Source organism: Pseudomonas sp. F1_0610 (assembly GCF_047470865.1).
In the GTDB taxonomy this organism is placed as follows: Bacteria; Pseudomonadota; Gammaproteobacteria; order Pseudomonadales; family Pseudomonadaceae; genus JAZDRH01.
The window spans coordinates 23,298-42,172 of the sequence record NZ_JAZDRH010000015.1; the positions used below are offsets into that span (position 1 = coordinate 23,298).

Sequence of the window (18,875 nt, forward strand, 5' to 3'; positions counted from 1 at the left end):
GTTAATCCACCTGATTTTTCAAATCAGATAGTTCTTGAATAATTTCACCATCTGCTAACTGTGGCTGACCTGTGCTCATAAATTTCCCAAATACTGACTCTTAACTATTCTATGTTAAAAATCGAAATTTTTTATTAGTACAATATTTGCATTCTAGCCAACCATTCTAAGGTGTTCAATGATCAATTCTTGCTTTTCCAAAATCTCATAACATCTTACTAATAGCCAGATCTAAATTATTCTCTAAGTTTTGATTAGCAACCTCACTTACAACCCCGAAGAAGTCTAAGCGCGGGGCATAGTTCGGTTTACGTACGAAAGCTATAACCATCTTTGATGACTTGCCAACACGTTCACCAATACCAATCGGGCGCGTTCCTTTTCGAATAACAAAGTACACAACGTCTTTAGACTTTGGATCAGGCTTTTGGCTTCTGCTTTTTATTAAGCCATCCATTATCTTTTTGACATAGCGACCATTCATGTTGCCGAACCTATCTAGCTTGGCACCTGCTGCTGGCACTATGTACATATCTGCAGGAAGTATTCCAGCTTTACGCAGCCCTATCTCACTCTTCTTACTGAAACGTTCACCACCAAATACTTGTGGTGCAAACCATTCAGCAGCCGCGAACCCTTGCCCGCCCTTGCCCTTATCATCTTTAACAAAGACTGCAGACTCAGGATCAGCCTTTTTAGCATTGATCACTCGTATAGCATTCAACGTAAAGTTAGTTGGATTAGTAAAGGAATCAGACATTGACTGCCTAAGTGCTATCCGTGCCTGATTTGCTGTATGGTTAAGCGCATCAGCCATAGCCTGATTGGCTTTAGAACCTAGACTTTCCAGCTCTTGCATGAGTTCAGCAATGCCATCAATCTTGACGCTGCTCATACTTAACCCCTGCTTTCTTAGCGATCACACGTGTATAAATAGCACCTGCAATATCGGCGCCTAGCAACCCGACAATCATGCCCAAAGCCGCGCTTAGCATTAACTTACCGCCTAACTCTTGGGCAATCATCAAAGTAGACACACCAAATAAGGCAGATGATGACCAGCGTAATAACACTCGCTTTAAGATTTCGCCAACCGTAAGCCCTGGTATATCCGCTTGTCGTAACTCACCAGCCATGCCAGCAGCAGCTACTAAAATCAAAATAATGATAGGAATATCATGCAGTAGTTGTTGCTCATCATTCATGCTTTAACGTCCTGATAAAGAAAAACCCCAGCACTGGAGTCGTAGGTCAGTACTGGGGTTTTGGAATTGAAACCGTGGTGGTGGAATCAACTCTGCACAGCGAGTGCTCGTGATTTGGCTTTACATAACAACCTCCACTGTTTAATTTGCTTTCGCGTAGGCGTCAAAACCAAAGTATGCATACTATGTTGCTCAAAAGGTGCAATGGCGTAAACCCCCTAAAAACGCCACTTGCGAATGCTTATGTTAAGTTGCGCTTATGTTGCACTTATCCTGCATCGGCAACCGACGAACGGTTAAGCCGCATCAACGTATTCTGGGAAAACTCCAGCGATAAATTCATGCAAATCACTCAACCATCGCTTATATGTACCATTACTAATACCCAACACTAACAACTGCTCATTGATCGGCACACCTACACACCGAACATACCGCACCCGTGCCAAGCGCCATAAGCTACCTGCTCGTCCCGTATTGCCCAACCCGCCCCTATCTTTATCGTTAAACATCATCAACAACGCACAGTCCACATCATCAGCCAGCCTGCTCAGCTTTAAATGCGCTGGCACAAGGCTTAAATCTTTACTACTGCTACTACGCACCCCTGTCGTCGCCAAATCCTCAGCTAAACTTCCAAGCATTGAAGGAATACTGGCTTCTAACTTCCCGTTTTTTAACTCACTTCCCCAAAACTGCAATAAAAGGTCTACGTTTTTAATCATTTCTGGCTCCTTTTTAACCAACCCTAGTCAAAACACCCCAACCCTAGTCAAACCCTAGTCAATTCAAAACTAATAAAATCAATAAGTTATAATAAATTGTCTAGGGTTCTAGGGTGTCTAGGGTTGTTTTGCCTCGCGTGTAATTTTTTTAAAAAGAAAATTCTGCATTAATTATTACGCGCGCGCGCACGCGCATTAAGGATAGCAACCCTAGCTAATGGCATATTTTTCCAATGAAAATAAGAACTTAGCTTGTCTAGGGTTGGGCTATTTAACCCTAGACATACCATAGCAACCCTAGCCATCTACGCAGCCTTCCCTTTGCGTTCAATATCCAGTGGAGCATCAAAACCGATGCATTTCTCCCACTTTTCAAGGTTCCAACCCGCAATCCATGCGGTTTTTCGCCATTCGCGTATCAACTGCCCAACGCGAGCAGCTTCAATCAAGTCGGTAGGCTTTATTTTTTCTTCATCAGCGACAAACATCATGCTTCGTCGTCGATCTTTATAATCATCAAGCCATGCGATCTGAGTAGTCGACTTTGCAATCTTGGACGATACAAAGAGACTAAATTTCGTTTCGCTGAGTGTATTCTCTTTATTGCGCGAGCACCACTCCAAATATAGATCATGCAAGTCTTGCGTACGCGCAATTGTAAATGGTACACCCAATTCACCACTGCGCCACTGTTCAATAAAGTTTTCCCAGCTTGAGCGACTCATTGCAATCAATCGCTCTTTTGCCAGCGTACGCGGGGGCTTTGTACGCAAATCAAAATCACCACAGTCATAGCTCAACAAATAGCCATAAAACGCCTCAACACCATCACTTTCAATCTCAGCGCCTACCGCAATTTGCTTTTCTCGGCTAAGCGACTGGTGAGGCCACATAACGAACATTCGACGGTCATTTTCAGAAATTGGCCAAGGCATAATCTCATTCGATAAGAACACCGCATTCATATAGTTGGCTTCTTCCCAACCATTGACGAACTTAGACTCCATTCGTACAGTTTTACCAGTGATCATATGCTTGATCTTGCCTGTTTGGTTATAACGCTTATCACGCGAAACAACCTCTTCAAACGCCGCATAAAGCTTGGCTGACTGCCAAACTGTCCAGTTACTTTCTAACTGAGCTTGACCAACTGTTGCAGCATAGGCTCCGTAAATTTTGCCCATAATATCGCTTAAAAACAGACTTTTACCCGAGCCTTCCATCGTTGAATGCAACAGCACTGCAGTATCCATTTTGGTACCTAGTTTTTGCAGTGGATAGGCAAGCCAGCAAGTCAGCCATTGCGTAGCCTCTGGGTCGTCATTGCATAAAAAAGAAATTAGTTCACGAATAGACTTGCACTTTTCATCATCATAAATTGGCTCAAGTGGCAAACCTTCAAACGTATTGATATAGATATCAGGATCTTTTTGCATAGCAGGGTCAAAAACAATATGGTCCATATCAACTACTTTTCGATCACCTGCGTTCAGCCACAGCGAATAACTATCACCTAGCATCATTTTTACCGCACCTTCTGGCACACGGCGACGTTTTGCTCTGTCCCAAATATCCTTGGTTCCATCGATATAGACATAACGCTCCACTGGCGTCATACCGTGCCAACCATCCTTTAACGCCTTGCCTTGCATCTTGCGTTGATCAACAAGCAATTGAGCCTGGTCTTTATCAATGAGTTTTTTTGCAATATTCCCCAGCCACGTTTGAGCATGTTCTTTACCTACTAAGGCTTCGAACCCACTCTTTTTCATCACTGTGAATTTGTGACCATCCCAAACGTCTGTCTTCCCTTCGACCAAGGCGAATCGAGCCAATATTTTACGGTCAATCGCGTCCTTTTTAGCTTGGATTACATCCCCCTCACCCCCGTTTTCAGCCGCAGCCGCCTCAACTTGCGCAGCCCCGCCGTTATTAGATGGGGTATGGGGAAGACTATTCTCTAACCCTTCTTCCAATTGTTTAGTAGCAACCGCAGCGCCCTCAACAATAAGTAAGTCATTCCAGTCGGCACCTTGTTGTTGTGCCTGCGGGAAAATACAAATAGCACCGTAGGCGGCTGCCGCTTGCTCTGCCTTTGTTCGCCCAGGATTACCCTCAACACTCGGGTCATCATCACCGCAAATCACTAACTGCTTATCGGCATACAGTTTATTCAGTGACTTACACACTTTAATAATATTGCCGCTATCAATTGCCACCGCTACTGGCCAGCCAGTACACATATGCACACTAGCGGCTGTGGCATAACCCTCAGCTACTGCTACCACGGCACTTGCATCAGACGCACCAATCAAGTGAAAACAACCTGACTTACGCCCAAACTTTGGGAACATCTTTTTGCCATTAGCCGAGATCACTTGTAGCGATTGAATAACGCCAGTTTCATCAACCAACGGCACAACTAACACGCCCTGCTTCATTACCAGCATGCTGATATGCGCAGGACGATCTTTATTCACTTCATTAAGCCAGCGATGAGCATCAGGACCATGCCAAATCTGGCAGCGTTGATTTAAGCTATCAATTTCAATCACGATCAGCTTATTAACGTAGCGCGTGCCATAACTTAGAACTTTTTTATTTTCTAGGTATTGGCTAGCACCTGCTGCGTGGCAGTGCTTCTCAAATACTTCTTGGCATGCCAATGCAACCTGTTCACGCATAATGCGTAGTTGCTCTTCATCGGCTTCTAATTCAGCTTCACGCTTGGCACGTAACTGTTCAAACTCAGCTTTGCGTTGTGCCTTTTCTTGCGCAGTCAGCTCACGTTTTTCAGGTCGCCAGCCATTGTCTTGTGCTAGCTTCACAACAGTGGCAATACTAATACCATCACCATGAAACGAGCGCCAAACGGCACGACAATCAGCTGCTTTGTAGCTAGAGCCGCTTTGGCTCCAGCTATCAAACAAATCAAACGCTAAATCACCGAAAAAGGCTTTTAAGCCCATTCCGACCTGAATCCAAATATCACGTTGTTCAGCACTGATAAATGGCAATAATGAACGGGCTTCGTCTAGCGTTAAATCCTGCTTATCATTAGTTGTCATTCGCACACCCTTTGTCGATGTACGGTAGGTAACACATATCTTCAATACGGCGCGTAGCTGCAGAGATAATTTCGGGGATATAACGCATAGGAATCCGCGACATATAAGCGGCTATTTGGTTGTCCTTAAGTAGATTCGCATCCATATCTATGGCTTGAGTGGTAAACCCATCAAAGCCATCAGACTGTGTTAATAGCCTCATACCACCAAGCACTAAACTGCTGCGGTCTTGCAACCTATCATCAACTAACTGCTCAGCACGTTCGCTAATTTCCTTCCGCTGCAAGGCATATTCATCTGTCATTGTCAGTGACATTGCATGCTCATAAACAGCTTCCATATAAGCATAAGGGTCTGAAATATACTGACCCACAGGTTTCTTACAGTGGCTATCTAACACATCCAGCACCCACTTACGAAACTCCTTGGCACGTTTGGTGCGAGCAAACATGGCGATTAGGTGGGCACCTCGGAGTGAGAAAATACGGGTATCATTTTTTAAATTACCCGAGCCCCCCAAATTGGGGGTCAATGTCATTTCAGAAGTAAACTCATCTGCGTTTCGAGTGTAAATTTTGCCTGCTGCATCTTCTCGGGCATAACCAAGAGCGCGAGAAATATCACTGGCAGATAACCAAATCTCACCCTGCTGATTAATTACTGTTAATTCAGCATCATGAAATGAAATAGTAGTAGGAAGGGAAATTACAGACGGATTTGTGTTAGTCATGATGAAGCTCCTTCTTGAATTGGGAGCTACCACGATCACTGCGAAATGATAAGGTGGCAGCTATACGCGGGTTCGCAGACCGGTCAAAAAGGAAACCGGCAGACGCAGGGCGTCTCCCACGCATAACCGCCATAACATTTAGCAGACGTAAAAAAACGCCTGCTATAGGTAGAGCGGCGCTTATGCGCCTTTTTGATTTCAGACTGCGACATCCGACTGTTGAATTTGCAACAGTGGCTAAACTATAAGCCAAACCTAAAGCGCGGGTCAATACATTAACGCGAGCCATAGCGCACCTCCAAAAGCTGCTGACAATCCACACAAGTTCGACAGCTAGGTAAAGCTTGGCGACGTGCTTCGGGAATTACCTCCCCGCATTCATCGCACTCCAAACTGCCTGCTTGCACTGCATTACGTTGTGCTTGCTTGGCTAATGCGTGCTCTAAAAATAGTTGTGATACTTCGCTGCCGTTATCTGCAAAATCAGCCATGGTTTTCCTCCAGTGCTTGCTCTGCTCCAGCAATAATGCCTAGCACTTTATTAATAACTCGCTCACCATGTTTACGCAGATCATCAACCTCATGATCTTGCCAAACGCCATCAGCCAAGCCATCAGCCAAGCTTTTAACGTAATCAGAAACCGCAGTAAGTACTTTTGCCGCATCATTTAATGACGCATCAGAAGCATTAATTTCTTTTGGCGTAAACACGACTGCACCGGCAGGACGCACCAGTGCATTAAGCAAGCGCTGGTCTTTGGTGGCTGCAACTATTTCTTCTATTAATTCAGGCTTGAGCAAGCGCTCATCACTTGGGTTTAAGCGCTTACTTAAATCAGAAGGGTCAATCCCAATGGTGAGCGCTAAAGCAGTCTGCCCACCCTTAAAATCTCGGGAAGCACGGTAAAGTGCTTGTCTTAAATTAAAAGGGGCATAAACCCCTTCAACTAAGTTTTTACGACTCATTGGCGTTAATCTTCCTATAACGCCGTTGATCAACAACATAATTCTAAGTAGTATTGATCACGGCAACATATTTGCATGTGTAGCCAGTTGGCAGGGAGGTGACCGTGGTGGGTCCCCTGCCAACAACCTACGCAACCTTTAATGGATCTTCTTTTTCTAAAACCTGTTCTAAATAAAGCATCTCAATTTTTCTCCCAACACTGTAAAAGACTTGCCTACCTTTGCTTGCACGGTTAATTGTTGGCTGATTTGTACCAATCTGCCGCGCTATTTCACTTTGACTCATTCCTGTCTTCTGCAGAGCAGAAATCATGCCTTGTAATTTCATGTCCTCACCTATACGCATATGTATTCACAATACAATACACACATGGATTGATTCAGTCAATACACTAATGAGTAATTCAAGGAGGTATTGAATCATGAACTTCTCAACTAAACGCATAGCCCAACTTTTTAGTGAAAGAGCTAACGAGTTAGGTTGGTCTGAAGCAGAAGTTGCGAGGCGGGCAGGCTTAAAACAGCCAACTGTTCATCGTATTTTTAAAGCTGAATCAAATAACCCACACATAGATAACTTGTATAGTATTGCGCGGGTATTGAATTTAAATATCGCCGCAGTGCTAGGCATCAAAGCTAGCACTGTTGCTAATAGTAACATTGACCATGAACCTATAGATTTATATGGAAAAGTCCCTCTAATCTCATGGGTTCAAGCAGGAGCATTCTCAGAAGCGATGGATTATCCTGAACCTGAACAATGGCTAGACTGCCCTTTCAAACACTCTGACAGGGCATTTTGTTTGCGGGTAACTGGCAAAAGTATGGTGCCTGAATACCGTGAAGGTGAATTATTATTAGTAGACCCTGAAGTTGATCCAAGACATGGTCGCGACGTTGTAGTGCGCACACCTGACGGCATGGTTACTTTTAAACGCTACCTTAACAGTGAAGATGGAATACACCTCCAAGCCCTTAATCCAGACTTCGAACCCCAATATCTAGAAATACCTGAAAATACCATCATTGTTGGCACTGTAATTGGTAGCTGGATTAAACGCGGATAAAATTATATTCATTTACGTATTGACCTGATTAATACGCACATGTATTGTACTCCTAACCCACCAAGGTTTAGGAGTCATTCACATGCAACTAGTAAAGCCAGTACATGCACAGCCTTACGCTGTGTATGTACACCCTTCCTGTTCTACCGATATTCGTTTAATACGTGACTTAGAAAAGCGTACTAATAGCACTGTTGTTATTAGCCAACGCGGTCAAGCTGTGCTCAAAAATAAAAACGATTTTGAGCCTGAACCTCCATTTGGAGGGTTCGCAGCATGAAATCGATTAACGATAAAATACTGGAAATTACTGCTCTTGCGCTCTACATCAACCAAAACAGTAAGATACATGTTGGAATTGATCTCACCCACTACTCACTCTTCTTGTATGTCGGCACTATTGATGCAGATGGGAAACACCAAGGGATTGAGGCTGCAAAAGCTTGGTTAGCAAACCAAGATTCTGCTCGTCAAGTGGCTGAAACTCAGGAAGAGCTTGACCATATCACGCAAAAACTTACACAACTAAAACAGCGGCTACAATCTGCTATGGCGGTGACTTTATGAATCAGTCTAACGCCATCGCTACCTGTTCAGAATGCAACTATAACTTTCCAGCAGTGAAAGTTCAGAACATTAAGCACTGTCCAAACTGCTCTACACCCGCTATTAGCGCTAATGATGATGCAAAACCTAGTGAGCCCAAGCTACGAATAATAGGGTTGGCAGGGAAAGCTCGCACAGGAAAAAGTACTGTAGCTGATCAACTTAAAAAACTACTGCCAAATACTGAGTATTACAGCTTTGCCAAGCCGCTAAAAACAGCTATCAGTTCATTATTCCACGTTCCTTTATCTGTACTTGAAACTGACGAAAAAGATCAAATAATGCCTGAGTTTGGCTTTTCACTACGCCATGCAATGCAAACATTAGGTACGGAATGGGGTCGGGAAATGCTCCACCCTGATATCTGGGTGAAGGTAGCCAAATCACAACTAGATCCAAGCATGCTGTGGATTATTTCGGACGTTCGTTATGAGAATGAAGCCGCTTTTATCCGTGAAAACGGCGTGCTAATTCATCTCTACCGCGACGATGCACCACAAGTTAAAGCTCATAGTTCAGAAAATGGCGTATCTGTCTATCCGGGCGATTTTTGGATATACAACAACGGCTCACTAGAAGATTTAGATCAATCAGTAGCCGAACTAGTACCTCAAATAACTCAAATACTTGCTGCGCAGGAGGACGCTTATGCATAGAGACGTCAATTCCGCAGCTGCAGTACTCGGCTTAAAGCCTAGTGTCTTGCGCAAAAAGCTGCGCGAACTAGGCGTTATATCAAACAACAATGAGCTGCAATGCAAGTTCAGGGGAAGCCCTTATTTCTTTACTGATACTCGCCAACGCTGGAATGAATATATTCAAGCATACAGCTACTACGGCGTAATCATGGTGACTGAAAAAGGCATCGCTTGGATTGCTAAAAAAATGATTATCAACATTAAAAAAAATGAGGCTGCGTAGTGACCACGCTAGAGCAACTTCAGAAGAAGTACAGCTGCAACTTTATAACGCTGGAACATTTTCGAGAGCAGTTTATGCCGCATATCGAAAACCAACGGCACTTAATCCTGCAGCTAAATGAGGATGCAATTCGGCTACCTATCAACAAGCTGAATAGCAGCCGTAAAGCACCAAAAATTATTTATCTACGTGATCTTGCCAAGTGGCTAGATCAAAAAGAAGCCGCAGCATACAAAGCTGCTTAACAAAAGGAAGCAACAGCATGAAAGCAACAAACACAACTGCATTTATCAACAACTTAAATGCTGGCGTATTTACTGAGCAAGTGGGCCGCGCGCTTAGCGACGTAGCTGCGGGCGTAATTGATCACGGCAAGAAAGGCACAGTTTCAGTGACGTTTGACTTCACTCAGATCGGTGAGACTAATCAAGTCAAAGTCACTCACAAACTCAAATATACACAGCCAACGAAGCGTGGCAGCAAAAGTGAAGATACAGCATTAGATACACCTATGTATGTATCTGAACAGGGCGTAACAATCGAAAACCCAGCACCAAACGGCAATCTTTTCTCTGTAGTCGATGCGCCTATAGTTGCACGTGAAGCTTAATTTAACTAACAACCACCACATTTATTAACTAAGTAAGAGTAATACACATGCAAAACACAGACTTAACAAATGCGATCGCACAAGTATCTGCACTAGCTATAACAGCTGATACTGAAACGAATAAATATATTGCAAACATGGCGGATGGCATTATCGCGCTGCCTGAAAATATTCTGGTAAATGATCTAGAAAATTACATGCCGCAACGCCGCAGTTTCCGTGGCAACTTCAACACCAGCAGCATTGAAAACTTTGCGTATTACGTTAATCAGCAAGACACAGCTACCGTCTTTATTGACTTAGAAAGTCCAACTCTAAATGCCAAAGCTATTTTTGATTTAGGCGATGTTGAAGAGCCTGGTCATTGCCGCCACACATCCCAACTTTCACTTAAACCAACAGCAGTATTTGCAGCTGTACAGCAAATTAACGGTAACCCTGTTAACCAACAGAAACTAGCTGAGTTTCTTGAAGACTGGCAGGACCATATTCAAGCTGTGGCAGACGGTGAAGAGGTCAATATTTACAAAGCTTTAGCCGCTGTTCGCAATGTCACTATCGAAAAAATCAACAAATCCGATTTTATTGAGCGTGATTTTGGACAAACAACATCAGCCATGGATCAGATTGAAGCGAAAAGCATTGAACGCCTTCCTGGTTATTTACATGTTCGCCTAACACCGCACGAAGGACTAGCTGAGATCGTAATCAAATTACGTGTAGGCATTCAAACCAACGCTGAAAAGCCTACGTTTGTGCTGCGCTGGATGCAAGAAGATGCGGTGCGCGAGGCTATTGGCCAAGACCTCAAACGTGTTCTTCATGAACGCATTGAGGGTAAAGACATGCTTATTGGCACATTCAACTCTAAATAACTAAAACTGCAGCTAGTAGCACCACCTGCTAGCTGCTTCTATAAAAACAGCGAGGCTTACACATGCAACTTACAACATTAGATCATATCGGAATATTCACCTTTGTAGCCTTCTTAATTGGCTACGGCTGGCTGGCTTATAAATTCGGACGACATGACCAGTCTATATACGCGAATAAGTTCAAATGCTTAGCTGAAGAACAGGCAGAAACCATTCGCAATCTTGAAAGCACCCTTCGTAAATCTATCAGTAATAACGAACATACAATGAAGAACTATATGAAAAGCGCTGGCGAGCTAATTGAAACTCGTAAAAAGCTTTCAGTACTCGAAGATAGCTTACGAGAAACTATTAATGAGCAAGTATTAAAAATCAACACACTGACTGATCGCGAACTCAGGACAGAAGAACTTAATACCCTGTGGGACGTTGTACGCACACTAAATAGCAACAGTAGTGTTATTGAAGTATTGAAAATTCCGCTCGAAGCAAAACGTCAGTTAAAGCTTGCCAAAACAGTAGAGCAACTGATCTTAAAACGACAAACAGAAAAAGCAGTGGCGTAATGAGTACTAAACAGCACAGCGAGCTACTTAATACTCTGATTAAAAAATTCGCGTTTGATGAGCTGCTCGGACAACACCTTAAACGCACCGCAGAACAAGTTCAGTTCGATTTGCAACACATAGCAGGCATTAACGTATCAGTCCTGCAAGTTAAACAAAGCGCCCTGCAAATCGGCATTAGTTTATAAGTGGTGGAAGCAATGAAAAAACGTAATAACCCTATTCAGTTACAACATCAATCTCGATTAGCTAAATTAGCTTTGGCCAACATTATTCTCGTTCGTCACAGCGCATTCAATGATGACGAGTTACGCGTTATCAACTGGAAAACTTGCAATGACATCCAAACAAATGGCTTGCAGGCCAGCAGCATCATGCACGAAAAGCTCCTCTGGAATGCCCTGCTATGTGTGTTCATTGAAGACGAAAACGGCCAAGACTGGATCTATGAGCAAGTAGAAGCAGAGTGCCCATGTTTACAAGAAGAACTTGTCGAAATTTTTAACGAACGTCATAACCAGCTAATCGCACAAGTCGACTCAAATTCAATCATTGGTATGGGCTGGATTTATAGCCCTATTCCGCGGGACATCACAGATCAAAAAGCACTGGCAATTTTTGATCAATGCATTAACCAACCACTCATCCGCGCATAACACTGGTAAAAAAACTCATGTTAAATAAAGACACCCTCGCTTCACTTCTTAAAAAACCACAAAACTTGGCAATTCTAGATACTGAAACCACTGGGTTAGATGAAGATGCTCAAATCATTGAAATATCAATAATCGATGGCAATGGTAAAGTTTTAATGGATCAACTGGTTAAACCAACAACATCAATTCCAGCTGAAACATCAAAAATACATGGCCTTTACGATAAAAACGTTCGTAACGCGCCATCCTTTGCAGAAGTTGCTAAACAATTAGAAGACATCATCAATGGCCGCGTGCTGATTATTTGGAACTCTGAATATGATTTACGCTTAATCAAACAATCGGCGCAAGTACACAATATTGAATGCAACTTAACACCATCAGCAATCTATTGTGCTCAAACTGCATACGCAAAATTCAATGGCAAAAGACTATCACTAGTTAATGCTGCGGCTAAACATGGAATTGATCACAGCAATGCTCACAGAGCGCTTGCAGATGTTCAAACCACATTAGAAATTCTTAAGGTGATGACTAATGAGCACGTTTAGAACTCAGTATTCATTGCCGATACACCAATGGCAGCAATCGCTCGCGCCAATAACTACTGGCGAGAAACTAAAGAACAAATAGCAGCTTAGGAGAACATCATGAACACTAACAAAGATCCTTTCTGTGAAATTTTATCTGAAAGTGAAGTCGCTGAGTTAACTGGCTTTAAAACATCAGTAAAGCAACAAGATTGGCTGCACAATAACGGGTGGGCATACCACCTAAATGGAGCGCGCCGCCCTATTATTGGGCGCTTATACGCACGCATGAAAATGGCAGGTAATCACAAAATAGACGAAGAGCCAGCATACACTGGCTGGAAATTTGATTTGAGTAAAGTGTCTTAAATGGCAAAGAAAGACTTACCACCGCGCATGCTTAAACGTGTGCGCACGTTAAAAAGCGGGAAACGCTGGATAGGATATTACTATGATGGAAGAGATGAATTCGGCAAAAGAAAAGAGTACCCATTAGGCACCGACCTTGCTGAAGCTCGGCTTAAATGGGCAGAAATGGAAGGTATTAAAATTGAACCGAACATAAAAACTATGGGGTTTATTTTTGATAGATATGAACGCGAGATAATTCCAACAAAAAAACCACGCACGCAAAAAGATAATCTTGCAGAACTAAAACAACTACGCAAAGTACTCGACACTGCGCCAATTGATGCAATAACGCCTCATGTTATTGCCCAATATCGTGATGCAAGAACTGCAAAAACCCGCGGAAATAGAGAAATAGCTTTGTTATCACATGTTTTTAACATTGCAAGAGAATGGGGCTATACAGAAAAAGAAAACCCATGCACTGGTGTTCGACGCAATAAAGAAGTTGCTCGAGATTTTTATGCACGGCAAGAAGTCTGGGATGCCGTTTATGAAGCTGCCGTAGCTGAGCTTAAACAAGCCATGCTTTTAGCTTACTTAACAGGTCAACGACCAGCCGACGTTCTAAAATTTCGTGTAAGTGATGCTACTGAAGAATACTTATTACTTAGCCAAAATAAAACATCTAAAAAAATAAGAATTAAACTTTTCAATAACAATGGTACACCGAGTCAACTTGCACAGCTGCTTCGTGAGATAAAAGTTCAGCGAAAGCTTACACAATCAGAATTTTTACTTTGCAATAATGAGGGCTTAAGACTAAGCCAACATATGCTACGTTATAGATGGGATGAAGCACGTTCAAAAGCAGCAAACACAGCTAAAAAAAATAAACTTTTTGAACTAGCACATGAAATTGAGCAATTTCAATTCAGAGATATTAGACCTAAAGCAGCCAGTGAGATAGAGGATTTAACAGAGGCAAGTAAACTGCTAGGACACTCAAATGAACAAATAACTCAAACAGTGTACCGACGCGTCGGAGAAGTAGTAAGCCCTACAAAATAACCATTTATCATTTCCGCATTCAAGTTTTAGGGTATTGATTTATAAAGATAAATTACCTACTTAAATATGAATATGCGGAAATTTTTTATAATTAACCTGCTGATTTATATAGAAAATTTAAAGGATTCAAAATCCGCCGTTGGTAACAACGTGAGAGTTCGAGTCTCTCCCGAGGCACCATTTTAAAACAACTTGCATTTCTACCTCGCAAGTTCGTTTCATCCAGCTATAGGGGCGTCGCCAAGCGGTAAGGCACCAGGTTTTGATCCTGGCATGCGTTGGTTCGAATCCAGCCGCCCCTGCCATTTTAAAATATAATTTTCTTATGAGTCCCGCATGTTTAGTGCGGAAGTCCCGCATTACTTCCTTTCCATGACACTAAATAGCTAATCCTTGTAGTCTCAGCATGCCATCGCTTTTCTGCTCCTGAGGCATACTAGACCAACAGTCTCAATGTAAAAGCATTACTCATTAAAAACTAAAAACAGCCCCTACTTTACCAACCCCAAACACACAAAGCTTAAATTAGAAACACCAAACCTATTGTCCTATACCCCTACAAAAGACAATGGTTAGCAATTATTTTGCTAGCGTCCTAGCAAAAGATTTCATTAGTAGCCCAGCCCTATTAATTCTAGGCTACAGCCTTATTTTGCGTGTTTTCCAAAGATAAGGAGAGGCGTAGCCGTTTACGCCAAATAATGATGAAATCTGACAACTCTAAACACTACAATTACCAGGTAGTAAAGCAGTTTACCCTTGCTACTATTATCTGGGGCATTATAGGTATGAGCCTTGGCGCACTATTAGCTGCTCAACTGGTTTGGCCTCAGCTAAACTTTGATTTACCTTGGACAAGCTTTGGTCGAATTCGCCCCGCCCATACCAACTTTATGATCTTTGCCTTTGGTGCAAACGCGTTATTTGCCAGCTCATTTTATGTTGTACAACGTACTTGCTATGTCGCACTTCCCACCCCAAGCTTAGCAAAATTCTTCTTCTGGGGATGGCAGGCTGCGCTTATTGTAATGGGCGCTAGCTATGTATTAGGTATTACATCCACCAAAGAATATGCCGAATTTGAATGGCCCATCGCCCTTGCTCTGGTTATTTTATGGTGCATATATGCTTATCTCTATTTTTACTGCTTGATTCAGAGAAATATTAAGCACATCTATGTAGCTAACTGGTTTTATGCTGCTTTTATTGTTGTAACCGGCATGATCATTCTCGTTAATAAAACCTCTATACCCTATTCATTTTGGCATTCTTATTCTATGTATTCAGGCGCTACAGACGCTATGATTCAGTGGTGGTATGGGCATAGCGTTGTTGGCTTTATCCTTTCTGTGGCATTTCTTGGAATGATGTACTACTTTGTGCCTAAACAAGTAGAACAACCTGTTTATTCCTACCGCATTTCTATTGTGCACTTTTGGGCAATTATTACTATTTATATCTGGGCTGGCCCTCATCACCTGCATTACACAGCACTACCTGACTGGGCGCAAAGTGTTGGCATGGCAATGTCTATTATCCTGCTAGCACCTAGCTGGGGTGGTATGATTAACGGCATGATGACACTTTCTGGCGCTTGGCATAAGCTTCGCTCCGATCCTATTTTACGCTTTATGGTGGTATCTCTTGCGTTTTATGGAATGTCAACATTTGAAGGCCCTATGATGGCCATCAAAACTGTTAACGCCCTATCTCACTATACTGATTGGACGATAGGACATGTACACGCTGGCGCACTAGGCTGGGTAGCCATGATGACGATTGGCACCTTGTATTTTCTAATTCCCCGCCTCTGGAACTGCGAAAAAATGTATAGTGAAAGTCTCATTAGTTTACATTTTTGGCTCGCAACCATAGGCACAGTGCTGTACATTGCAGCTATGTGGGTAAACGGTATTAGCCAAGGTTTAATGTGGCGCGCAGTAAACAAAGATGGAACTTTAACTTACTCTTTTGTTGAAGCACTTGAAGCCAGTCATTACGGCTATATTGTTCGATTTATTGGCGGCAGCTTATTTACATTAGGCATGGCGATTCTGGCAATCAACACTTTACTTACCATTGTAAAAAGCAAACAAAAGAATACATTGGAGTACAAATATGCTTAGTCTAATCATGCTTTTCATTGCTGTTGTTTTAGTCAAACAGCTCGTCAAATACAACAAAGCAGAAAGCCTACAAGCCAGTCAGGTTATTTTTCAAGATGAAGCTATTCATCAGCATTCTATAGCCAGAATAAATGCTTTTAGTCGATCATTCTAACTATCCACACCAGCTAAGAGGAAACGTTTAGCTGGTGTAGCTAAGCATGATTTTGACAGAAATCAGGAATTGACTTGTGCTTTAAAATGGACAAGGCACTAAGCAACCCATTACTCAACATTTTATCCGCATAAATTGCATAAACTGGCAGCAAAAACTCAGGCGCCCCTTCAACTACTCTTGCAATCCCCCTATCAATATAAGGCTGCGCTGTGCGACTACGAAAATACCCACGCCCACCTAGAGATGACAAGGTTTCAAGTGCTAAAGGCCCCATATTTGAAGTAAACTTATCAATATCAATTTCTGGATAGACCAGCCGATGCTGCTTAGCAAAAGACTCTCCCCAATCAATATAAATATAGGGTTCTGACTTACCTCTAGCTTCAATAAGAACTAATTTCTCTTCTAATACCATTTCCACGCTTAAATATCCTGAACGACAAGGAGCATTCAGCAGCAAAATATCCACCTCACCCTGCTCTAACATGCGTAATAAGTCAGCTCGATCACTGACATAGGTTGCTAAACGTGCCTGCGGAAGATTTTGTTTTAAATCTATGACCCATTGATGAAAAATAGAACTCCATAGACTAGTTTCAGCCGCCACACGAACAACCAGCTCTTGAGGTTGGGATAAAATCTCACGCTGAGCCATCTCCCACGTTGCTAGCAGGCTTTGCGCATAACCTACAAAATGCCGCCCCTGCTCAGTTAAACTCGCACCTTGCGATGTACGCAAAAAAAGCCGACTCTTTAGCTGCTCTTCAAGATTCTTAATACGCGCAGTCACTGTTGTTTGCGTTACATGCAACTGTTGCGAGGCTGCAATAAAACTCCCCTTATCAGCCACTGCCAGAAAGGTGCGCGCCAACTCTAAATCCATAGCACTCTCCTCACCATAAGACCATTAGTTTAATCATCATCATGCAAACTCCTGTTATACCTAGAATTATTTATGATAACCAGCAGCAGTCAAATAAGAATCCATGGAAGCAGAGATTGCTTTATCTATCAAAAAGAAGAACAATATCTCAGTTTAAAGCATGGCGAACTCGCATTTACATCCATATTTAACTATTCTAAGAGTAGTTTATTTTTTATTAAAATATTATTTTTTAAAGTATTATATCAAATTAAACCTTATGGATAGATTAATACATTTACCATTAATAAAATTCTTTACAATAGTAGCCATTCTATGGCTTGCTTATTTGAATATCTGGGAAAACCTTGAAAATAGCACCCTATTCTCTAACAGCCTTAATATCAGCTACCTAAGCCAATACCTGTATAAACTAGAAATACTACATCATTCACTAATATATCTAGCGGTAGTTAGCAATCTACTTTTTGCCGCCAGCCTACACGCTTCAGGATTAACTCCTCAAGGAAAAATCGCGGCAGGCATTATTCTATTTGGCTGGCAAGTAACCGTTGTAATGCGCCTTAGCGATCCTTTTATAGAGTTTGCCTCACTCAGCTGGATACAAGAATTAATCTGCCTTTTTCTTTGGGGCACTTTTTGCATTTTATTTGCTTCGCGCTGGAGAAAGAACAGCCAACGCAAGCACCTTTGGGTTTACGCTCTATTAATTATTGGTGCAACTGTACAACAGGTATCTGAAACCACATTAGCGGCGGCTTTTGAAGCCAGTTATATACTGTATCATTCAGGTGATTATTTTTTACTCGCAGCTTTATTAGGACTCCTTTACCTTAATCTAGGCAAAAAAACGCAACAGCTTAACATTCTAGCCAATCCTAGCTGGCGTTTTATTTTATTAGCCGCCTTCTTTTTAGCCGCTAAAATTTTTTCAAGTATCATTGAAGATCCATCCATCAAGAGCAACAGTTATCTAGTAGGCAATCATTGGCTAACATTATTTTCTATTGGCTTTATTTATTATTTAACACCTCTTGTCTTTTATAAAACCCAAATGCACAGCCGGTTCTTAATGGAGCTTCATTTTCTATTGGTTCTTATCGGCTATAGCTTAATCATTATCGGGCATTATCTGACTCCTATAAACTCGGCAAGCCTGCTAGCCGATAACGAATGGGAAAATATTTTTCTAAATCCTGCGATCTCCCCCTTCTTTGATGCTTTAAAACAAGCTCATTTAACCTACTATTCTGGAACACTTTTATTAACTATAGGTATCTTACTTCTTTTAGCTAACGCTCTTTTAACTCTAGTAAAATCACCCCCATCCAAACAAAAAACAAACTACGTTAAAAATAATAGGCAAAAAAAAACCCAGTCATGATGACTGGGCTTAAATAACTGGAGCGGGAAACGAGACTCGAACTCGCGACCCCAACCTTGGCAAGGTTGTGCTCTACCAACTGAGCTATTCCCGCAGTGGCGTCCCCTAGGGGACTCGAACCCCTGTTACCGCCGTGAAAGGGCGGTGTCCTAGGCCACTAGACGAAGGGGACGCAGCCTAGAAACTTATAACAGCTTCTAAAGATTCAGCTTTCGCTGAGATTAAAATTAGTCCGCCACTGAACTAATTTTAAAAACTGGAGCGGGAAACGAGACTCGAACTCGCGACCCCAACCTTGGCAAGGTTGTGCTCTACCAACTGAGCTATTCCCGCAGTGGCGTCCCCTAGGGGACTCGAACCCCTGTTACCGCCGTGAAAGGG

At 42.4% G+C, this 18,875-nt stretch carries 26 protein-coding genes and 4 tRNA genes; 18 read left to right on the forward strand and 12 right to left on the reverse strand.

Going from position 1 to position 18,875, the window contains the following annotated elements:
- Positions 1–205: 205 nt before the first annotated feature.
- From VQ643_RS09575 to VQ643_RS09610, 8 genes are all read right to left on the reverse strand, one after another.
- The gene (locus VQ643_RS09575) at positions 206–895 is read right to left on the reverse strand and encodes a hypothetical protein (protein ID WP_414199548.1); all 690 of its coding nucleotides are present in this window, start codon (positions 893–895) and stop codon (positions 206–208) included.
- Complete coding sequence (locus tag VQ643_RS09580) at positions 876–1,205, reverse strand: phage holin family protein (protein WP_414199549.1); 330 nt, start codon at positions 1,203–1,205, stop codon at positions 876–878. The genes VQ643_RS09575 and VQ643_RS09580 overlap by 20 nt, the downstream gene beginning before the upstream one ends.
- A 296-nt stretch (positions 1,206–1,501) precedes the next feature.
- Positions 1,502–1,930, reverse strand: a complete 429-nt coding sequence (locus VQ643_RS09585; protein ID WP_414199550.1) for a hypothetical protein — start codon at positions 1,928–1,930, stop codon at positions 1,502–1,504.
- A gap of 305 nt (positions 1,931–2,235) precedes the next feature.
- The gene (locus VQ643_RS09590) at positions 2,236–4,998 is read right to left on the reverse strand and encodes a DUF5906 domain-containing protein (RefSeq protein ID WP_414199551.1); all 2,763 of its coding nucleotides are present in this window, start codon (positions 4,996–4,998) and stop codon (positions 2,236–2,238) included.
- On the reverse strand, positions 4,988–5,728 hold the full coding sequence (locus VQ643_RS09595) for a Bro-N domain-containing protein (RefSeq protein ID WP_414199552.1): 741 nt from the start codon (positions 5,726–5,728) through the stop codon (positions 4,988–4,990). Before VQ643_RS09595 ends, VQ643_RS09590 begins: the two co-directional genes overlap by 11 nt.
- Before the next feature lie 275 nt (positions 5,729–6,003).
- Positions 6,004–6,219 carry a TraR/DksA family transcriptional regulator gene (locus VQ643_RS09600; protein WP_414199553.1) on the reverse strand — a complete coding sequence of 72 codons (216 nt, stop codon included), beginning with the start codon at positions 6,217–6,219 and terminating at the stop codon, positions 6,004–6,006.
- The gene (locus VQ643_RS09605; RefSeq protein ID WP_414199554.1) at positions 6,212–6,694 is read right to left on the reverse strand and encodes a phage regulatory CII family protein; all 483 of its coding nucleotides are present in this window, start codon (positions 6,692–6,694) and stop codon (positions 6,212–6,214) included. Before VQ643_RS09605 ends, VQ643_RS09600 begins: the two co-directional genes overlap by 8 nt.
- Before the next feature lie 127 nt (positions 6,695–6,821).
- Complete coding sequence (locus tag VQ643_RS09610; protein ID WP_414199555.1) at positions 6,822–7,022, reverse strand: hypothetical protein; 201 nt, start codon at positions 7,020–7,022, stop codon at positions 6,822–6,824.
- Positions 7,023–7,116: 94 nt separating this feature from the next.
- Here VQ643_RS09610 and VQ643_RS09615 point away from each other — a divergent pair, with 94 nt between their 5' ends.
- The 17 genes from VQ643_RS09615 (at position 7,117) to VQ643_RS09695 (ending at position 16,224) form a co-directional block, all read left to right on the forward strand.
- Positions 7,117–7,761 (forward strand): LexA family protein, encoded by a 645-nt coding sequence (locus tag VQ643_RS09615; RefSeq protein WP_414199556.1) that lies wholly within the window; start codon positions 7,117–7,119, stop codon positions 7,759–7,761.
- An 82-nt stretch (positions 7,762–7,843) separates the two neighbouring features.
- Entirely contained in the window at positions 7,844–8,041 is a 198-nt protein-coding gene (locus VQ643_RS09620) for a hypothetical protein (protein ID WP_414199557.1), read from the forward strand.
- The gene (locus tag VQ643_RS09625; protein ID WP_414199558.1) at positions 8,038–8,328 is read left to right on the forward strand and encodes a hypothetical protein; all 291 of its coding nucleotides are present in this window, start codon (positions 8,038–8,040) and stop codon (positions 8,326–8,328) included. The genes VQ643_RS09620 and VQ643_RS09625 overlap by 4 nt, the downstream gene beginning before the upstream one ends.
- Entirely contained in the window at positions 8,325–9,023 is a 699-nt protein-coding gene (locus tag VQ643_RS09630; protein WP_414199559.1) for a deoxynucleotide monophosphate kinase, read from the forward strand. Before VQ643_RS09625 ends, VQ643_RS09630 begins: the two co-directional genes overlap by 4 nt.
- Positions 9,016–9,288 (forward strand): hypothetical protein, encoded by a 273-nt coding sequence (locus tag VQ643_RS09635; protein ID WP_414199560.1) that lies wholly within the window; start codon positions 9,016–9,018, stop codon positions 9,286–9,288. The genes VQ643_RS09630 and VQ643_RS09635 overlap by 8 nt, the downstream gene beginning before the upstream one ends.
- The gene (locus VQ643_RS09640) at positions 9,288–9,533 is read left to right on the forward strand and encodes a pyocin activator PrtN family protein (protein WP_414199561.1); all 246 of its coding nucleotides are present in this window, start codon (positions 9,288–9,290) and stop codon (positions 9,531–9,533) included. Before VQ643_RS09635 ends, VQ643_RS09640 begins: the two co-directional genes overlap by 1 nt.
- A gap of 17 nt (positions 9,534–9,550) precedes the next feature.
- Entirely contained in the window at positions 9,551–9,898 is a 348-nt protein-coding gene (locus VQ643_RS09645) for a hypothetical protein (RefSeq protein ID WP_414199562.1), read from the forward strand.
- Between the two features lie 47 nt (positions 9,899–9,945).
- Positions 9,946–10,773 (forward strand): DUF2303 family protein, encoded by an 828-nt coding sequence (locus VQ643_RS09650; protein ID WP_414199563.1) that lies wholly within the window; start codon positions 9,946–9,948, stop codon positions 10,771–10,773.
- A gap of 62 nt (positions 10,774–10,835) precedes the next feature.
- On the forward strand, positions 10,836–11,339 hold the full coding sequence (locus tag VQ643_RS09655) for a hypothetical protein (protein WP_414199564.1): 504 nt from the start codon (positions 10,836–10,838) through the stop codon (positions 11,337–11,339).
- On the forward strand, positions 11,339–11,527 hold the full coding sequence (locus VQ643_RS09660; protein ID WP_414199565.1) for a hypothetical protein: 189 nt from the start codon (positions 11,339–11,341) through the stop codon (positions 11,525–11,527). The genes VQ643_RS09655 and VQ643_RS09660 overlap by 1 nt, the downstream gene beginning before the upstream one ends.
- Before the next feature lie 12 nt (positions 11,528–11,539).
- On the forward strand, positions 11,540–11,995 hold the full coding sequence (locus tag VQ643_RS09665; RefSeq protein WP_414199566.1) for a hypothetical protein: 456 nt from the start codon (positions 11,540–11,542) through the stop codon (positions 11,993–11,995).
- Between the two features lie 17 nt (positions 11,996–12,012).
- Complete coding sequence (locus VQ643_RS09670; protein ID WP_414199567.1) at positions 12,013–12,546, forward strand: exonuclease domain-containing protein; 534 nt, start codon at positions 12,013–12,015, stop codon at positions 12,544–12,546.
- 99 nt (positions 12,547–12,645) lie between these two features.
- Complete coding sequence (locus tag VQ643_RS09675; protein WP_414199568.1) at positions 12,646–12,894, forward strand: DUF4224 domain-containing protein; 249 nt, start codon at positions 12,646–12,648, stop codon at positions 12,892–12,894.
- Positions 12,895–13,944 carry a tyrosine-type recombinase/integrase gene (locus tag VQ643_RS09680; RefSeq protein WP_414199569.1) on the forward strand — a complete coding sequence of 350 codons (1,050 nt, stop codon included), beginning with the start codon at positions 12,895–12,897 and terminating at the stop codon, positions 13,942–13,944.
- 230 nt (positions 13,945–14,174) lie between these two features.
- Positions 14,175–14,249, forward strand: a tRNA-Gln gene (locus VQ643_RS09685).
- Positions 14,250–14,645: 396 nt separating this feature from the next.
- Entirely contained in the window at positions 14,646–16,070 is a 1,425-nt protein-coding gene (gene ccoN, locus VQ643_RS09690; protein ID WP_414199570.1) for a cytochrome-c oxidase, cbb3-type subunit I, read from the forward strand.
- A complete protein-coding gene (locus VQ643_RS09695; RefSeq protein WP_414199571.1) occupies positions 16,063–16,224 on the forward strand; it encodes a hypothetical protein in 162 nt (53 codons plus the stop codon). The genes ccoN and VQ643_RS09695 overlap by 8 nt, the downstream gene beginning before the upstream one ends.
- Before the next feature lie 40 nt (positions 16,225–16,264).
- Here the strand turns inward: VQ643_RS09695 and VQ643_RS09700 are convergent, their stop codons facing one another.
- A complete protein-coding gene (locus tag VQ643_RS09700; RefSeq protein WP_414199572.1) occupies positions 16,265–17,110 on the reverse strand; it encodes a LysR family transcriptional regulator in 846 nt (281 codons plus the stop codon).
- Positions 17,111–17,438: 328 nt separating this feature from the next.
- On the opposite strand from VQ643_RS09700, the gene VQ643_RS09705 reads away from it, so the two are divergent.
- Positions 17,439–18,494, forward strand: coding sequence for a hypothetical protein (locus VQ643_RS09705; RefSeq protein ID WP_414199573.1), 1,056 nt, complete (start codon positions 17,439–17,441; stop codon positions 18,492–18,494).
- A gap of 18 nt (positions 18,495–18,512) precedes the next feature.
- Here the strand turns inward: VQ643_RS09705 and VQ643_RS09710 are convergent.
- From VQ643_RS09710 to VQ643_RS09720, 3 genes are all read right to left on the reverse strand, one after another.
- A tRNA-Gly gene (locus VQ643_RS09710) sits at positions 18,513–18,588 on the reverse strand.
- 2 nt (positions 18,589–18,590) lie between these two features.
- Positions 18,591–18,666 (reverse strand) — tRNA-Glu (locus tag VQ643_RS09715).
- A gap of 85 nt (positions 18,667–18,751) precedes the next feature.
- Positions 18,752–18,827: transfer RNA gene (locus VQ643_RS09720), tRNA-Gly, on the reverse strand.
- Positions 18,828–18,875: the final 48 nt, after the last annotated feature.

What these genes read in the sequence shown, in the direction of transcription:
- VQ643_RS09635 (WP_414199560.1), top strand. Translation starts at nt 9,016, where the DNA reads ATGCATAGAGACGTCAATTCCGCAGCTGCAGTACTCGGCTTAAAGCCT.
- VQ643_RS09595 (WP_414199552.1), bottom strand. Translation starts at nt 5,728, where the DNA reads ATGACTAACACAAATCCGTCTGTAATTTCCCTTCCTACTACTATTTCA.
- VQ643_RS09630 (WP_414199559.1), top strand. Translation starts at nt 8,325, where the DNA reads ATGAATCAGTCTAACGCCATCGCTACCTGTTCAGAATGCAACTATAAC.
- VQ643_RS09660 (WP_414199565.1), top strand. Translation starts at nt 11,339, where the DNA reads ATGAGTACTAAACAGCACAGCGAGCTACTTAATACTCTGATTAAAAAA.
- VQ643_RS09610 (WP_414199555.1), bottom strand. Translation starts at nt 7,022, where the DNA reads ATGAAATTACAAGGCATGATTTCTGCTCTGCAGAAGACAGGAATGAGT.
- VQ643_RS09650 (WP_414199563.1), top strand. Translation starts at nt 9,946, where the DNA reads ATGCAAAACACAGACTTAACAAATGCGATCGCACAAGTATCTGCACTA.
- VQ643_RS09700 (WP_414199572.1), bottom strand. Translation starts at nt 17,110, where the DNA reads ATGGATTTAGAGTTGGCGCGCACCTTTCTGGCAGTGGCTGATAAGGGG.
- VQ643_RS09590 (WP_414199551.1), bottom strand. Translation starts at nt 4,998, where the DNA reads ATGACAACTAATGATAAGCAGGATTTAACGCTAGACGAAGCCCGTTCA.
- VQ643_RS09670 (WP_414199567.1), top strand. Translation starts at nt 12,013, where the DNA reads ATGTTAAATAAAGACACCCTCGCTTCACTTCTTAAAAAACCACAAAAC.
- VQ643_RS09580 (WP_414199549.1), bottom strand. Translation starts at nt 1,205, where the DNA reads ATGAATGATGAGCAACAACTACTGCATGATATTCCTATCATTATTTTG.
- VQ643_RS09600 (WP_414199553.1), bottom strand. Translation starts at nt 6,219, where the DNA reads ATGGCTGATTTTGCAGATAACGGCAGCGAAGTATCACAACTATTTTTA.
- VQ643_RS09625 (WP_414199558.1), top strand. Translation starts at nt 8,038, where the DNA reads ATGAAATCGATTAACGATAAAATACTGGAAATTACTGCTCTTGCGCTC.
- VQ643_RS09620 (WP_414199557.1), top strand. Translation starts at nt 7,844, where the DNA reads ATGCAACTAGTAAAGCCAGTACATGCACAGCCTTACGCTGTGTATGTA.
- VQ643_RS09695 (WP_414199571.1), top strand. Translation starts at nt 16,063, where the DNA reads ATGCTTAGTCTAATCATGCTTTTCATTGCTGTTGTTTTAGTCAAACAG.
- VQ643_RS09655 (WP_414199564.1), top strand. Translation starts at nt 10,836, where the DNA reads ATGCAACTTACAACATTAGATCATATCGGAATATTCACCTTTGTAGCC.
- ccoN (WP_414199570.1), top strand. Translation starts at nt 14,646, where the DNA reads ATGATGAAATCTGACAACTCTAAACACTACAATTACCAGGTAGTAAAG.
- VQ643_RS09665 (WP_414199566.1), top strand. Translation starts at nt 11,540, where the DNA reads ATGAAAAAACGTAATAACCCTATTCAGTTACAACATCAATCTCGATTA.
- VQ643_RS09645 (WP_414199562.1), top strand. Translation starts at nt 9,551, where the DNA reads ATGAAAGCAACAAACACAACTGCATTTATCAACAACTTAAATGCTGGC.
- VQ643_RS09615 (WP_414199556.1), top strand. Translation starts at nt 7,117, where the DNA reads ATGAACTTCTCAACTAAACGCATAGCCCAACTTTTTAGTGAAAGAGCT.
- VQ643_RS09680 (WP_414199569.1), top strand. Translation starts at nt 12,895, where the DNA reads ATGGCAAAGAAAGACTTACCACCGCGCATGCTTAAACGTGTGCGCACG.
- VQ643_RS09675 (WP_414199568.1), top strand. Translation starts at nt 12,646, where the DNA reads ATGAACACTAACAAAGATCCTTTCTGTGAAATTTTATCTGAAAGTGAA.
- VQ643_RS09605 (WP_414199554.1), bottom strand. Translation starts at nt 6,694, where the DNA reads ATGAGTCGTAAAAACTTAGTTGAAGGGGTTTATGCCCCTTTTAATTTA.
- VQ643_RS09585 (WP_414199550.1), bottom strand. Translation starts at nt 1,930, where the DNA reads ATGATTAAAAACGTAGACCTTTTATTGCAGTTTTGGGGAAGTGAGTTA.
- VQ643_RS09575 (WP_414199548.1), bottom strand. Translation starts at nt 895, where the DNA reads ATGAGCAGCGTCAAGATTGATGGCATTGCTGAACTCATGCAAGAGCTG.